Annotated in this window: 11 protein-coding genes; all 11 read left to right on the top strand. The window is 31.5% G+C overall.

Translation table 11 applies throughout. The features are described 5' to 3' along the window. The first annotated feature begins 89 nt into the window (after positions 1 to 89). On the top strand, positions 90 to 2885 hold the full coding sequence (locus FG27_RS12890; protein ID WP_037319739.1) for a DEAD/DEAH box helicase family protein: 2796 nt from the start codon (positions 90 to 92) through the stop codon (positions 2883 to 2885). Continuing rightward, positions 2885 to 4540: a type I restriction-modification system subunit M gene (locus tag FG27_RS12885; protein ID WP_037319737.1), complete on the top strand. Its 1656-nt coding sequence runs from the start codon at positions 2885 to 2887 to the stop codon at positions 4538 to 4540. Before FG27_RS12890 ends, FG27_RS12885 begins: the two co-directional genes overlap by 1 nt. After that, positions 4540 to 6060 carry a restriction endonuclease subunit S gene (locus FG27_RS12880; protein ID WP_037319735.1) on the top strand — a complete coding sequence of 507 codons (1521 nt, stop codon included), beginning with the start codon at positions 4540 to 4542 and terminating at the stop codon, positions 6058 to 6060. Before FG27_RS12885 ends, FG27_RS12880 begins: the two co-directional genes overlap by 1 nt. Then, positions 6041 to 7777, top strand: coding sequence for a restriction system-associated AAA family ATPase (locus FG27_RS12875; RefSeq protein WP_037319732.1), 1737 nt, complete (start codon positions 6041 to 6043; stop codon positions 7775 to 7777). Before FG27_RS12880 ends, FG27_RS12875 begins: the two co-directional genes overlap by 20 nt. 56 nt (positions 7778 to 7833) lie before the next feature. Further along, positions 7834 to 8895, top strand: a complete 1062-nt coding sequence (locus tag FG27_RS12870) for an HNH endonuclease (protein WP_231563322.1) — start codon at positions 7834 to 7836, stop codon at positions 8893 to 8895. Between the two features lie 202 nt (positions 8896 to 9097). Then, positions 9098 to 9994, top strand: coding sequence for a phospholipase D family protein (locus tag FG27_RS18710; protein ID WP_197051687.1), 897 nt, complete (start codon positions 9098 to 9100; stop codon positions 9992 to 9994). 16 nt (positions 9995 to 10010) lie between these two features. Beyond that, positions 10011 to 10754 carry a hypothetical protein gene (locus FG27_RS12860; protein WP_037319728.1) on the top strand — a complete coding sequence of 248 codons (744 nt, stop codon included), beginning with the start codon at positions 10011 to 10013 and terminating at the stop codon, positions 10752 to 10754. A 20-nt stretch (positions 10755 to 10774) separates the two neighbouring features. Continuing rightward, positions 10775 to 11350, top strand: coding sequence for a hypothetical protein (locus FG27_RS12855; protein WP_156101232.1), 576 nt, complete (start codon positions 10775 to 10777; stop codon positions 11348 to 11350). Between the two features lie 173 nt (positions 11351 to 11523). Continuing rightward, entirely contained in the window at positions 11524 to 13890 is a 2367-nt protein-coding gene (locus FG27_RS12850; protein WP_051935853.1) for an AAA family ATPase, read from the top strand. Then, a complete protein-coding gene (locus tag FG27_RS12845) occupies positions 13887 to 15200 on the top strand; it encodes a hypothetical protein (protein WP_051935852.1) in 1314 nt (437 codons plus the stop codon). Before FG27_RS12850 ends, FG27_RS12845 begins: the two co-directional genes overlap by 4 nt. Before the next feature lie 375 nt (positions 15201 to 15575). Further along, on the top strand, positions 15576 to 16286 hold the full coding sequence (locus FG27_RS12840) for a hypothetical protein (RefSeq protein WP_037319722.1): 711 nt from the start codon (positions 15576 to 15578) through the stop codon (positions 16284 to 16286). Positions 16287 to 16423 lie beyond the last annotated feature (137 nt).

The raw sequence follows: 16423 nt of genomic DNA, 5'->3' as shown, positions 1-16423 counted from the left end.
AAAGCTATATTTGGGAATAATTAACAATTTCGGTTCTTACCCTACTACAAATAGAACCGCAAAATTCTATTTTAAAAAAGTTTATTGCATTGAGCAGTGAAAATCAGACTCGAAAATTATTAATTGATCATCAGCTTAAAGAAGCGGGATGGGATGTGAATGATAGAACGCAAGTTGTTGAGGAGTTCCACATCACAAATCCTCGCGGAGTTTCTGAGCCCGGTAGTAATTATAATAAACACGAGTTTAGCGATTATCTTCTATTAGGTAAAGACGGCAGGCCCCTAGCAGTGGTAGAAGCTAAAAGAGCATCTAAAGATGCTAATACTGGTCGTGAACAAGCAAAACAATATTGCTATAATATTCAAAAGCAAACAAAAGACATTTTGCCATTTTGTTTTTATACAAATGGTCATGATATATTCTTTTGGGATATAGAAAATGCTCCTCCAAGAAAAGTTGTTGGTTTTCCGACAAGAGAAGATCTAGAGAGATATCATTACATTAGACAAGCAAAAAAGCCTTTTTCTGATGCGTTTATAAATACAAACATTGCAGGTAGAGATTATCAATTAAGAGCTATTCGTGCCGTTATGGATGGTTTAGAACAAAAGAGAAGAATGTTCTTAATCGTAATGGCTACTGGTACAGGTAAGACAAGAACCACTATTGCACTGGTTGAAGCACTTATGCGAGCAGGTTGGGCAGAAAAAGCTTTGTTTTTAGTGGATAGAATTGCTTTAAGAGACCAAGCGTTAGAAGCTTTTAAAGAACATCTACCAAACGAGCCTAGATGGCCAAAACAAGGGGAGAAAAGCATTGCGAAAGATAGACGAGTTTATGTTTCTACTTACCCTACAATGCTCAATATTGTTCGTGAAGAAAAAGAAACTTTATCACCTCACTTTTTTGATTTAATTGTTGTGGATGAAAGTCACAGAAGTATTTACAATACATACAAAGAAGTACTTGACTATTTCAATACAATTACAATTGGTTTAACCGCTACTCCCACAGACGTAATTGACCATAATACATTTAAGATATTTAATTGTGAAGATGGTTTGCCATCATTTGCATATACCTACGAAGAAGCTGTTAATAATATTCCTCCCTATTTATGCAATTTTCAGGTAATGAAAATTAAAACCAAATTTCAAACCGAAGGAATTAGCAAAAGAACAGTTTCTCTTGAAGACCAAAAGAAGTTAATTCTGGAAGGAAAAGAAATTGCAGAAATCAATTTTGAAGGTGTTGAGTTAGAAAAAAAGGTAATCAATAAAGGGACAAATACACTTATTGTAAAGGAGTTTATGGAGGAATCTATAAAAGACATTAATGGTGTATTGCCAGGTAAAACCATATTCTTCTGTGCAAACATTGCGCACGCTAGACGGATTGAAGAAATTTTCAATCAATTGTATCCGCAATACAATGGAGAATTAGCCAAAGTAATGGTTTCGGAAGATTCACGTGTTCACGGGAAAGGAGGTTTATTAGACCAATTTAAAAACAAAGACTTTCCTAGAATTGCTATTAGCGTAGATATGCTTGACACGGGAATAGATGTAAGAGAATTGGTGAATTTAGTTTTTGCAAAACCTGTATATTCTTATACCAAATTTTGGCAAATGATTGGTAGAGGAACTCGTTTGTTAGAACCTACCAAAATGAAGTCCTGGTGTACTGAGAAAGATGTGTTTCTAATCTTAGATTGTTGGGATAATTTTGAATATTTCAAACTGGAACCAAAAGGGAAAGAACTCAAACAAGCAATTCCCATCCCAGTAAAACTTTTCGGTTTACGATTAGAAAAATTAAAAATAGCTTTTGAGTCTAATTTAGAGCCAACAATCCTAGAGGAATGTAAAAGATTACAAAAACAAATTGCTTTATTACCCGCTAATTCTGTAGTGATAAAAGATAATAGCAATTCAGTAGTAAAAGTTAATACTCCTGAATTTTGGGAAAATATAAGCAATGATAAAATTGACTTTCTAAGAACAGAAATACTTCCGTTAATGCGAACCGTTTCAGGTGTAGATTTCAAAGCAATGCGTTTTGAAAAAAATATACTGGAAGTTTCTTTCGCTAAAATGCAATCCGAAGATGAAAAGTATAATATGCTTAAAGACGCACTAATTGAACGTATATCAGATTTACCATTATCCATAAACATAGTAGCCAAAGAACAAGAGCTTATAAAAGACGCTCAACGAATTCATTTTTGGAACAATATCAAAGAAAACAACTTCAATAGTTTAATAGATAGACTTTCTCCCTTAGCTAGATATATTGATACCAGAGAAAATATTTCTGGACCTTCTAAATTTAATTTTGAAGATGAACTGGTAGCCAAAGAAATGGTAGAATTTGGACCTCAAAATGAAGCCGTAAGTATTACTCGCTACAAAGAAATGGTAGAAGAAAAGATTAAGCAGTTAATGGGATCAAATCCTATTCTTCAAAAAATAGTCGAGGGCAAAACCATTTCACAAGAAGAAATAATTGAATTAGCCAATGAACTGCACGAGGAAAACCCACATATTACCATTGGTCTGTTACGCAGGGTATATCAAAACCGAAAAGCAAAGTTTTTACAATTTATAAAACATATTTTAGGTCTTGAAGTATTAGAAACATTTAATGAAAATGTGGCCAATGCTTTTGATGCTTTTATTGAAGAACATAACTATTTATCAAGCAGGCAACTACAGTTTTTAGATATTGTAAAAAAATACATTCTCGAAAAAGGAAACTTAGAAAAAAGAAACTTGATAGAATCTCCTTTTACAATGATACACCCAGAAGGAATTAGAGGTGTTTTTTCGCCAAAAGAAATAAACGAAATATTACAATTATCGAATAAAATATTAGCAGCTTAATGTTACAAAACAATCCTAAACTAAAAGCTTTAATCATAAGTCTTTGGAATACCTTCTGGAGTGGTGGAATTGCCAATCCTATTACAGCTATCGAGCAAATCACCTATTTGCTTTTTATAAAAAGACTAGATGAGTTAGAGAGTAAAAGAGAACGTGATGCTGAATGGAATGGAGAAGCATACGATTCTAAATTTGATGGTGAATATACTCCTTGGATAGATGAAAGTTTATACCGACCAAAACCTGATGCCACAGCAGAGGAAAAAGCAGCTTTAAATAAAAAACGTGAAGAAGCATTAGCACCTCGACCAAAAAAAGAATTGAAATGGAGTTACTTTAAGTCCATGCCAGCGGATGAGATGTTAGTACACTTTAGAAATAATGTTTTTCCGCATATTAAAGATTTAAATGAGGAAACTTCTTCATTTACCAAGTATATGAAAAATGCTGTTTTTATTATTGAAAAACCAGCATTATTGGTAGAAGCTGTAAAAAAAGTAGATGAAATTTTTATTGAAATAGAAGAAGATGCCAAAGACGGTAAACAATCATTCCAAGACATACAAGGGGATGTGTATGAAATGCTTTTAAAGGAAATTGCTACTGCTGGGAAAAACGGACAGTTCCGTACACCGAGACATTTAATAAAATTATTGGCTGAATTGATCGAACCTAAACTAGGACATAAAATAGCAGACCCAGCTTGTGGAACAGGTGGCTTTTTATTAGGAGCATACCAATATATTTTGAGTGATTTAGTTCGTAAAAAAGAGCCAGAATTGTTACAATCAGATGAAGATGGTTTTGAACGAGCAACTATATCTTCTGTATTAGATGATAAAAACAAACAAATACTAAACGATAGTTTTTATGGCTTTGATATAGACACCACTATGGTGCGTTTGGGTTTAATGAACCTAATGATGCACGGGATAGATAACCCCCATATTGAATACAAAGATTCGTTAAGTAAAAACTATAATGAAACAGGAGATTACGATATTGTATTAGCAAACCCACCCTTTACCGGGAAGTTAGACAAAGGAGATGTAAACCCAGATTTGGGTATAGATACAGGCTCTACTGAGCTCTTATTTTTAGCTCGTATTTCTAAGATGCTACGCTCTGGTGGTAAAGCTGCTGTAATTATACCTGAAGGTGTTTTGTTTGGGAGCAATAAAGCTCAAAAAGCTACTAGAGAATTACTGTTAAAAGACAATCAATTAGAAGCTGTTATTTCATTACCTGCGGGTGCTTTTAAACCCTATACAGGTGTGAAAACGGCTATTTTAGTATTTACCAAGGTAGAAGAAGACAGTAAAACCTGGCATACGGATAAGGTTTGGTTTTATGCCCTAGAAAATGATGGTTATACTTTAGATGACAACCGTAAAAAACTAAAAGAGAACCCGCTACCTACCGTAAAGGATGAATATAATGCTAGAAAAACCGCTGAATATTCTAATCGTGAGAATCATTTTTTTGTAGACTTGGCTGAAATTCAGAAAGAAGGATTAGACCTAAGCCACAATCATTATAAAGATTACGCATACACCGAGCAAAGCTACGAGCCACCAAAAGAAATTCTAGCCAAACTTCTAGAAATGGAAGAAGGTATTTTAGCAGATATGAAAGAACTTAATGACTTAATATAGTGATAACAGAAAAATTCAATGACCTGTTTGATTTTGCTAAAAAGTCAAAAATTAAAGCTGGTGATGGTTTAAAGGAAGGTTTGTATCCTTTTTATACTTCCAGTGCCACTTTGTCCAAACGCATAAATGTTTTTCAAGAAGATAGAATTTCTCTAATTTTTGGCACAGGCGGACAAGCTAGCGTACATTATGTAGATGAGAAATTTTCGACTTCAACAGATTGCATTGTTGCTAATAAGAAGGAAGATGAAAATTTAAATGAAAAATTTGTTTATTATTATTTATCTAAAAACATTAACATTCTTGAAAGAGGATTTAAAGGTGCTGGTTTAAAGCATATTTCAAAGAAATATATTCAGAATCTTGATATTCCAATTCTTCCTATAGAAACCCAAAACGAAATAGTAGCCATTTTAGACAAAGTAAATGCTTTAGTACAGAAAAGAGAAAAAACTATTGCTTTGTTAGATGAGTTATTAAGAGCCCAGTTTTTGGAAATGTTTGGCGATCCTGTTTTAAATCCAAAGGGGTGGAAAATGAAAGAAATATCAAACTTTAGTGAATCTAGATTAGGTAAAATGCTTGATAAGAAGAAAATGTTAGGCAACAATCTGAAAAAGTATCTTGGAAATACAAATGTTCAATGGTTCAAGTTCGACTTCTCTGACTTAAAGGAAATGGATTTTGATGAAAAAGACCAAGTAACATTCAAACTAAATGAAGGTGATATTTTGATGTGTGAAGGTGGAGACATTGGAAGATGTGCCATTTGGAAAAATGAAATGGAAAATTGTTTCTTTCAAAAAGCCTTACATAGAATAACACTAGACAATGAAGTTATGTTACCTAATTATTTTGTCTATAATTTTTGGTTATTAAGTAATGGTGGAGGATTAGATATGTACAAAGGTGGAGCTACAATTTCTCATCTTACTGGAGTGAATCTAAAAAAAATGAAATTGCCTATTCCACCTATTGAAATACAAAACCAATTCGAAACAATTTACCATTATGTCCAAGCACAGAAAGAATCCTTAATTCAATCTAAAACCGAGCTAGAACACTTATATAACAGTTTGTTGCAAGAAGCTTTTAAGGAAGAAATAGAAGTTTCAAAAGAAGAACCAAAAAAAAAAGACTCGCTTATGTCTGAAATAAAAAAGAAAGACGGTGAAAAAGTAGATATAACCAAACTTGATTTGGCTACTTATTTAGGTATTCCAGATGAAATTACTTCTACACAAGAAAAATGGATGTTTGATTTAATTAGTTTGGATGAGTTTTATCAATTTTTACTAAAAGACACGTTTAAAAAAGAAGAAACTTTCACTTTAGGAGATATTGAGGAAAAGCTCCATAATTTCTTTTATCACGGAGGTGATATGGACTTCCCAAATGCAAGTTGGCAGCAAATTATTTTCAAATTTCTGGAAGCAACACCTCCTTTATTAGAACAAATATTTGAAGAAGAAACTGCAACTGTAAAACTAAAACTGACAGATGAAACTTTTAAGGCTTAAAATAAATAAAGAAGAAGGTTTTAATTCTTTGTTTAATGGTTTTGAAATGAACTTTCTTCCAGCAGAAAAAAAAGAAGAGGCTACAGTATTTAACCCTTATGTGTTAGCAGGAAAAAATGGTAGTGGGAAATCAAATGTCCTGGAAGCTTTATCAGAGATATTTTATCACTTAGATTGTATATATTTGAGTAATAAACCCACTTATTTTGACGAAGATGGTGAAAACAATTCTAAGTCATTTGATTCCAAAATATCTCGAGTGGATGCCTATGAACTCGAATACTTAACATTTATTACAGAAGGATTTCCACAACTGTCCAATAAAAAAGAAGAGATTAAAAAAGCCCATATTTTCATTTCTAAAAAAATTGGAGAACGACCAAAAATAGAATGGAAAAACAAGGATGAGTTTGGAGTTGATGAATTACTAAGTCACCAAATAAAGTTTCTCTTGCCAGAATATGTAGTGGGTTATGCATCTGGAGAAAATGAAACCCTAAGTTTCCCTTTTTTTAAAAGCCGTTTTATTCAATATGATTCTTACTATAGTAATTTGATTACTGAATCAATCATAGATCCAAGTCCGGAAAGTTCTTTAATCTATGTAGATAAATCATATAGTCAGTTTATTCTGTTAGCCAATTTACTAATGAATACCAATGACGATTTAGACAAAGATATTCTATCTCCATTCAAAGAATATGTAGGTATTGAAGAAATAGATTCTTTTCGATTAATAATTAAAACAGATATTCTAAAAGAATTTGAAGGTAAGAAGTATCCATTATTAAAAAACTTAGATTTTGATGTAAAAAGAGAAGGAAAAAATACAAGTTCCTATATAGAAAAATTAAAAAAGTGCGCTACTTCTTGGTATGAAGAAGATAATTATGATTTTTATGAAAATGAATTTAATAATAGTAGTTTTCTCATTCTAGATTACAAAGTAAACCCTGCTACTATAATAGCTTTTCAATTTCATTTTGAAAACAATCCTTTAAAGCTCTTTGAATTGTTTCAGTTGCTTTTAATTTTGGAAATACATTCCGTTAATCAAGAAAGCAAGAATAATACATATGCTACGGAGAATATATTCTTAAGTGAGTCTATAAACTTTAGACCTATTGAATCTAAAAGAGTATTGAATATCAAAAATTTTGAAATCAAGAAAAAAGGAATAGAAAAGAATATTTACACCAAGGTCCTATCAGATGGAGAACATCAATTTTTGCACTCTCTAGGTTTGTGTTTACTATTTAAAGATACACGTAGTTTATTTTTACTAGACGAACCTGAAACACACTTCAACCCAAGTTGGAAAGCTAAATTTTTGTCCAGTTTACGATACTGTTTTGAACAACAAGAAAATGATAGTAGTGAGACTATGAGAGAAATGTTAATCACAACACATTCTCCTTATTTACTTTCTGATAGTGATTCTCAATATGTTCAAATTTTCAAAAAAGGAGAAGCTCCTTTTCATCCAGACTTTCAAACTTTTGGAACTTCAGTAAATAGCATAGGAATCAAAATATTTAATATGCCTAATACGATTGGAAAGGTCGCACAAAAGCGAATTACCGATTACAAAGAAGAATTAAAAGAAATAGAATCTTCAGAAAATGTAGAAACGTTTATTTTAAAAGTAAAAACAGAAATGGGAGAATCTGTGGAACGCTTATTACTATTGAATGATGCTTATAAAAAAATTGAATAGTCTTGTTATTTAATTATAAATACATACCGCACGAAGTAGAGGAACTTCAGGAATATTTGGATTTTTTATTTGAAGATGTTTGGCTTCCAGCCGAAGGTGATTTTGTAGCAGAAAAGTTAAAAGGGAATAAAAAACTTTATAATTTCTATATAAATAATCATTATTTAGATGATGATTCTAAAGATGAACAAAAAAAGAAAATAGGCAAGACAGCTACCTTTTTTAATAGTTCAATTGAAAAGATATTTAAAGCGTTTGCAGAAATAGACGATGATGATTTCAAACTAGATCTTATAGACTATTATTCTAATAACAATAATATTCAGGAAATATGTACTAATCCCAAACTCAAAATACTTACATATCAAGATTTAGAAGTTGAACAAAAAATACTTGCTAGAGAAATAAAATCGTTTTATAGTAAATTATATGGAAAAGAATCACCTTTTAATTTAAAAGATTTTGGTTCATTAAAAACCAAATCACTCCCTTCACATTACCAAGAGTTTTTTACTCATAATACCGAAGGAAAATGTCCTTTTTGCGGTATAAAAGATTTAAAAGGCATTCATCACACGAAAAAAGAAGCCTATGATCATTATATTCCGAAGGGAAAATTTCCATTTAATAGTATAAATTTCAAGAATCTTGCTCCAATGTGTAATGATTGTAATTCAAGTTACAAAGGTGAAGATTTAGTCATAGGAGAAATAAGTAATAGGAATAAAGCATTTTATCCATATAAAACATCGCAACCTGATATAAAGGACTTCCAAATAAGTCTGAAACTAAACAACCCCGATATTTTAGAAATTCAACCAGATGATATAGAATTAGAAATAAAATTAAATGGTTTTGATGAAGAGATTGAAGCTTGGAAAAGAGTTTTTGAGATAGATGAAAGATACAAAGCACTGTTGTGTAACAAAAGTGAAGGGATTGCTTGGTTTAATATGGTTGTAGATGGATATGATAATGCTGTTGCGCAAGGATATACTGGAACGAAAAAAGATTTTTTAAATATGAAATTATTTGACACTAATCACACTCCATTATCAGGTTATGGTTTTATAAAAAATCCATTTTTGGAAGAATGTGAATCTATGGGATTGTTTTAAGAGTATAGCTGTTTATTTTATTATTGTCGAATCAAATCTAAATATGAATAAATACCAATTGATATATCTGAATTTATAGTTTGATTATTTTATACCTTATAAAAAGTTGAATTTTGTATGCCTCTAAATGCTCAAGTATGAGAAGTGATTTTAGTAAAACTAACTTTATTATTTAATGGCCCTATTTCTTAACACCAATAAATTGAATTATTGGATTCCCAAGTTAATCTCAGAAGCTAAAAGTGAGCTTATATTAATAGTACCCTATATAAAAGTCTCACCAAACATATTTAAAGCATTAAAAAAAGTAGACGATAAAGGAATTGATATTACACTAGTCTATAGGGAGAACAAGCTATCTGCTGGTGAGAAAAACAAGCTCAATTCATTTAGTCATCTTAACCTTTTGCATCATCCAAACATTCATTGCAAATGTTACTACAATGGAGATCTTTTAATTCTCGGTTCAATGAATCTTTACGAGTATTCAGAAAAGAATAACCGAGAAATGGGTATTCTTCTTCATAAAGAGATGATGAAAGATCTTGATTTAAATATGCAGGGCTGGGACTCTGATAGTAAAGCTATTTTTGATGATGCCATTTTTGAAATAAAAGAGATTATAAATGGAGCACAAGTTGAAAAGCTAAGCGAAAAAGGAAAATCCAAAAATTTCAAGATTGAAATTATTAAGACGGATGAGGAATACGAGATTGAAAAATCTAATCGACTCAATAAGTACTTCTTGAACAAGAAATTCAAAGCTTTTGAGGAAACTGAAAATAATTGGGTTTCAAAGTGTGAAAATTATTTTAACAAGGTGGATGTGCTTATAGAGAACAATAGAATTGCAATCCAATTTAATCTTCCAGAAAACGAATTAAAAAGCCTTTATCAAAAATGGAAATTAACGTATCAGGAATATGAATTCCCAGCAATTAAATACTATTGGAATTATCATTCTTCTAACCTTCTTATATATAGAGATTCAGTAAGTTATGATTGGGATAATGTTGGGAGAGGTGAAAATTATCACAACAAATTAGCTGAAGCAATTGGACAAATTATATCTAAATATCGAATACTAACCGGAAGATAAATTTAAACTAATCAATATGAAAAAAATCTACTTATTATTAATTCTTACAGCTATTCTAACATCCTGCCAGGAAAAAAACAAAAGTTCAAATGAAAATGAGGAAGATATATCTTCAACAGAACTTCAAAGTAAATCTTCAGAAAAAATAGAAGAGCAACCCAAGTGGAAAGAAGAAGAAATAAAAATTCACAATGAGAAAATTAAAGTTGGTGAAGAAAAATTAAAAATGGCTTTTAATGGGCAAATTGAAAGTATTGAAGAAGAGTTAAAAAAGACAAACGAAGAACTTGAAGAAATCAAAGAATTTGAGATTGGGAGAAGTCAAAGTACAAAAGACAATCAGCTTTCGAATAAATATGAAGAAAAAGATATGCTTCGAAAAGCACTAAATAATCTAAAAATGGAATATGTGAAGATCCCTTTACATGAAACTTTTGATTTTCAAAATTCTCCAAAAGGCGTTGTGGAACATCTATTTTTAGGATTTAAAAATAAAGATTTTGAAAAATTTAGTTCCCTATGTGATCCGTATTTTGAAGCTAAAGGCGAATACGTTTGGCTATGTAATATCGAGGCACTGCCAGGATTTGCGAAAGACAAACTTTTTGAAAAGTATGCAAATCCAAGAATTATAGGAGAACCAAATATTCAAGATGATAAAGCAACAATTGAAATAGCTACAGGTCCAAATTCTGATAAATTAGAAAAAGTAAACCTAGTCAGAAGATTAGATAAATGGTATCTGTCAAGAATTCAATAATGATTTTTAAATTTCCTCAAATGAAAATAAACTATTTACTCGTCATATTTTTATTGATTTCAACATTTTTACATTCACAAATTTCTGGTTCTTCCGGTGTCTATTTTGCAAAAGAATTTAGCAAAGACCAAGCCCTATATAAGGCTAAAGAATTTGTTATGAACGATTTAATTAAAGTTTCGTCAAATCCGACTAAATTTTCAATAGATCCTTTAGCTGCAGCAAATTCCGGTCAATTAACATCCTTAATGTATACATGCGAAGACCAAAATCTTAGTGGTTTAGTTTTAGGATTCTTCGGGAATAGATGGAATGAAAGTGGAGTCAACTATCAAGCTTACGCTTTTAAAAACTTAACCAAAGAAAATGCTTTTGAAATCTTATCCAAAATAGAAAAGCTTATAGATGAACATTCAAGATACCTAAGTTCCGATTCAGATACTAATAACCTATCATTTGAATTTAATGATATGACTTTTCTTATTTATCGAGACGTGGGAACAAAAATTAGAGTCTTTTGGAACGGATTTGATGCGGAATGGGAATCCACAGCTTTTAATAGAACAAAGAGGAGATTTGAAAGAAGAATAGATTAATTGATTCTGCGGATACCCTCCTAAAAGAAAAAACCAGTTAGATATTATAATTAATAATTTCTTTAATCAGTTTAAGAGTGAAATAATTTACTTTGTTTTTTTATCTGCAGCAGCAGGTGTTAGATAAAGTTTCTGATATAAAATAAAATTTAGAATTAAATACAAAAAGCTTAATGGATCGTAAACTTGATTTCCTAACAAAAGATTTAATAGATCAAGCAGTAACTAAAATTAATAATAATGGAATTCCTTCGAAGAGAAATGGAACCGGCTATGCAGTCAAAATTGAAAAGAAACTTTATCCATATAAACTAATTGTAACTGAGGCTGCAAAGCTGGCTGAAGTTGAATTAACATCGGATGATTTCAATAGTAATGCAAATAATAGACTTGGCTTTGAGAAACTTTCGGGTTATAAAATTGTTGATATAGGAGAGATGATTTCGTTTAAAAATCTTGAGAATATTGTTGAGATTATTAATAAAGAACTTGGAGAATTTTGCTCGAAATTTCAATATACGAGAAAGAAACTATTAAATAAGAAAAGTGCTACGAATAGGGATAAACTTTTTATTGTATCAGACAAGGATAGAAATAGGGATTGGGTAATTAACCCTGGAGGAGGTACGGAGGTGCAATACCATCTCTTTTTAAGAAATGGGAATTTGAGTTATGGTATTGGATTCAATACCCAATACGTTCCATTTGCAAATGATAAAAGTACTGTAGATTATATTCAGCCATATGTTCATAGTTTTTTGCAACAACCAATGTTATTGAAAAAATTAAAAGAAGAAGGATTCGATTTTGTAATCGGAAATTTAGAACAATTAGAAAACCTAGAACACGATAATTATGTCCTTATAGGTAAACAATTCTCTATAAAACAAGACCAAGACTTTTATAAACTTCCAAAAATCCAATTTGAAGAAATGATTGGGGAACTACAAGGTGTACTTTTTAAGACCTATGTAGATGTAATGAAGCAAAAGAAAAAATTTGAAAAAAAATCAATTTTAAAAACGATGGAAGATTCACGTATTGATAATTATCTGAGAGTTTTAGAGTACAAAAAACAAATTATACTTCAAGGCCCTCCAGGAACCGGTAAGACCTACACAGCTAAGAAAATGGCAGAGAAACTTACAGGAATCCGTGAATTGAAAATTTCAGAATCATTTATAAAGGAAAATTTTGAGGCTGGTCAGAAAATTGAAAATGCTAGTGGAAAAAAAGATTTTTATACCATAACCGAGATATCGGATAAAGGAATATCTATGCGGTCGGATAATAGTAGACCGTGGACTGCAACGTACGATAGAGTTATTTCGAAATACGAGGATTTTCTGAATGGTAAAAAGCCTTCTAATAAGAACGGGGCAGATCCATACGAAATAGCTATAGCCCAATATTTATTTAGTAATGTGGATACGAATGAAAAAGGAGATTATGAATTAATCCAGTTTCATCCTTCATATACTTATGAAGATTTTGTTAGGGGAATAGAGGCTACTAGTAATGGAGAAAAAATTGAATATAAAACAAGAAATAAGAAGATTGCAAAACTTTCCTTAAAGGCTTCTGAGAACCTAGAAAATAGTCAGAAGAGCGAGGAAGAGCTTAATGAAAAGATTTTACTAGAGGAACGATTTGAGTCATTTATAGAGATGATATATGATAAAATTGATGAAGAAGGGAAATTTCCCTTAACGCCAAGTGTTTCTATTACTGGAGTGGAGGAAGATGCTTTTAGATATAAGGGGGAAAATAGTTGGAATAGCAATGGGAATAAGATGCATTTTAGCGATATAAAAAAAGCATACTTAGATAATAATACTACCAGGCAGGAAATCAAGAAAAATAAAACATTGTCAGGTTTGGCTAATTGGCATGCAAGTTATTACGTCAGAGTTTTAAATGCTTTTCAGCAATTCATCGAAGATGGAGAGGGTGATATAGAAGTAAAGCCTGAAGAGAAAAATGAAAATTTAAAGAAGTATGTTTTAATAATTGATGAAATAAATCGAGCCAATCTTCCAAGTGTATTGGGTGAATTAATCTATGCTCTGGAATATCGTGGTGAAATAGTAAATAGCATGTATGAAGTAAATGGGAAATCTCAGTTGGTAATACCAGAAAATTTATACATCATAGGTACTATGAATACTGCCGATCGGAGTGTAGGGCATATAGATTATGCAATACGAAGACGTTTTTCTTTTGTAGAAATATTGGCTGATTCAACTATTATCCAAAATCAAAATGCTAAGAAGTTATTTGATGAAGTATCCAATCTATTCATAACAGAGAAAGATGGAGAATTAACAAATTCCAGGTACTTAGCTTCGGATTTCAATTACAGAGATATCCAGGTTGGCCATAGTTATTTTCTAGTTGATCCAAGTAAAGCAGAAGGCGAACAATTGGAAGAACTTAGGTTAAAGTTAAATTATGAGATTAAACCAATTCTAAAAGAATATGTGAATGATGGAATTTTATTGAAGGATGCTGAAGCTACCATCGAAAAATTATCAGTATGATAATACCGGTTTTAACATACGGTGAACATGTTGGGTTTAATGAAATAGAGATTATAGATTCTCTTCATTCAGAAATTTTGAAGAAAAATCTCTATACACGAAAATTTCAAAAATTTCATAAAGGTAAGAAACAGGATCTAACTTGTTTTAAAGTAGCTAAAGTTCGTCCCGAGGAAGATTTTTATCAAATAGAGTCTAATTATTTTATTGGCATAGATTGGATTCTTGAAGGAAAGTTAGTAGTAAATATTCAACCTAAAATAAATAATAACGGACAAGAGGTTGACTATTTGAAAATGCTTCTCGATTCAGTTCGCCATCCTGAGACGATGGATCATCTTGATAATTTGTTCGAAGTTTATTGGGATGAACCAAAAATAACAATCAGTCAGAAAAATGATTTCCTTACCCCGTTTTTGTTACTCGAATTTCTGGGTTTACTTAGGCAAATAGTTAAAAAAGGCCTTCGTAAATCATATTTTAGGGTTGAAAAGAATTTGTATTCACGAGTAAAGGGGAAAATATTAGTAGGTAAAACTATTAAGCACAATGCTTATAAAAATAAGATGCTTCATACGTATTGTTCTTTTCAGGAATTTGGAGTTGATAATCTTGAAAATAAGCTGCTAAAGAAAGCCCTGCAGTTTGCCAAATTTTATTTATCTAGCTATAATCAATTGATTGATACTAAAGGTTTACTGGATTTATATAATTTTATTAATCCTGCTTTTGAAAAAGTATCTACGGAAGTTGATATACGGAAGATTAAGGATTATAAATCTAACAGGTTTTTTAAGGAATATGATGAAGCTTTGCGTTTAGCCAAAATGATATTCGAAAGATTCGGTTATAATATTTCTTCCATCGCAAAAAAGGAAATAGAAACTCCACCTTTTTGGATTGATATGAGCAGATTGTTTGAAATCTATGTTCTGGCATTACTTAAGGACGTTTATGGAAGCGATGTTGAGTTCCAGTTCGAAGCAGATAGGAATAATCATTTGGATTATTTGCTTAACTCAAAAGATGAAAAATTCGTTATTGATGCTAAGTATAAACCAAAATATATCAATACTCAAGGAAAAGAAGAAACTGATATTAGACAGGTTAGTGGTTATGCAAGATTGAAAAAAGTGTATAAAGAACTTTATGGAAATGAAGATTTCGATAAGATTATTTCAGGTCTAATCATATATCCCGATCAAAATAAAGGAATAGTTAAAATTGATGTGGGAAAACTTAAGTCAATACCTATCAAACCATATATCGACATATTTAAATTGGGAATAAAGTTACCGGTTATCAATTAAAAAAGATTAATTAATGAGCTACGAATACTCAAAGGCCCATTAACATAAAACTAAAAATAGTCCAAATCCCAGGCGGCAGGAGCGAATTCGAAAGAACTGGGATTTACCCAGAGTATCTTCTTTTCAACCTACCTGGCACCCGCAGGAACTGGACGATAAGAATTAAACAAACCCCACAGGAGGGTGTTCTGAAAAGTAAAGGTAAAATGCTATATGAGTACAGTTTTGCCAGCCTCAAGTGTAAATTCAGAAAAGTAAAAAGTGATGGTTCTTTTTCAGTCTGGATTGAACCAGAATTTATGATTTCAGAAATGAGAGATTGAGGAAGACCTAATTTAACGTACTACTTCTTAAACTGAAATAAAAACAAAATATATGTCCCGACTAACTGAAAAACATATCCAGAAGAAGGCAATAATTTTTCTTGAAAACCACTATAGGCAAAAATTTGAACCTTCCGCAATCTTCTCCCGTCCAGAAGTTAGAACTGTAAAGAGATACAAAAAGAAAAGGGCAGATGGCCTGCTTTGTTTTGAATCTCCAATGCAAAGGGAACATACCATTTCATTAGAGGCAAAATCCCATAAAACTTTGGGAGCTTTAATACCTGCCTGGAATAATAAAGATCTCACTTTTGTTTTGATTATTGGTATAATGACTGCATTCCTCTCAGTTTATTCCTCTTATGCATTGCCATGGTATTGGATAATCCTTATTTCAATTTTAGCTTTCATAATAGGTGTATTTCTTTCGTTTGTTATTTTAGCTATAGTAGAGCCGGATCATTTTAAATCTATGTCCGTCGTGGATCAGGTACATCAATATCCTGCCAATGAAAAATGGATAGCCGTATCCAAGGATAGTTTGAACCTGGCCACAAACAAAAAAACTGATTTCCAGAGACGGAACAACTATGATAACTTTTTACGAATTGCTAAAAAAAATAAGGTTGGCATTTTAGTAATTAGTAGATGGAAGGAAGAAATACTTATTGAACCCGGGTTTTTCAAAGGGGACTATCTGGACTGCTACTGTATAGCTGATAGCGTGAGGCAGGAAGTTTTTATTAAAACAATTGCCTCATAATTATGTCCCAACGCCTTCTTACCAAATCCCGTTTTAAACAAGCTTTGGAATGCCCGAACAAGCTCTTTGGATATTTCGGATCGATTTGTGCCAGTGATTTCGGTCGGTTAGTGCCAGTGATTTCGGTTCAAATTGTG

This window comes from Salegentibacter sp. Hel_I_6 (assembly GCF_000745315.1).
GTDB lineage: Bacteria > Bacteroidota > Bacteroidia > Flavobacteriales > Flavobacteriaceae > Salegentibacter.
Note: the sequence above shows the minus strand (reverse complement) of the source record. Positions and strands in the feature narration are given on the sequence as shown.

Bases quoted from the DNA above. Each gene is read 5' to 3' on its own strand.
- FG27_RS12885 (WP_037319737.1), top strand. From the start codon at position 2,885: ATGTTACAAAACAATCCTAAACTAAAAGCTTTAATCATAAGTCTTTGG.
- FG27_RS12875 (WP_037319732.1), top strand. From the start codon at position 6,041: ATGAAACTTTTAAGGCTTAAAATAAATAAAGAAGAAGGTTTTAATTCT.
- FG27_RS12860 (WP_037319728.1), top strand. From the start codon at position 10,011: ATGAAAAAAATCTACTTATTATTAATTCTTACAGCTATTCTAACATCC.
- FG27_RS12855 (WP_156101232.1), top strand. From the start codon at position 10,775: ATGAAAATAAACTATTTACTCGTCATATTTTTATTGATTTCAACATTT.
- FG27_RS12850 (WP_051935853.1), top strand. From the start codon at position 11,524: ATGGATCGTAAACTTGATTTCCTAACAAAAGATTTAATAGATCAAGCA.
- FG27_RS12845 (WP_051935852.1), top strand. From the start codon at position 13,887: ATGATAATACCGGTTTTAACATACGGTGAACATGTTGGGTTTAATGAA.
- FG27_RS12840 (WP_037319722.1), top strand. From the start codon at position 15,576: ATGTCCCGACTAACTGAAAAACATATCCAGAAGAAGGCAATAATTTTT.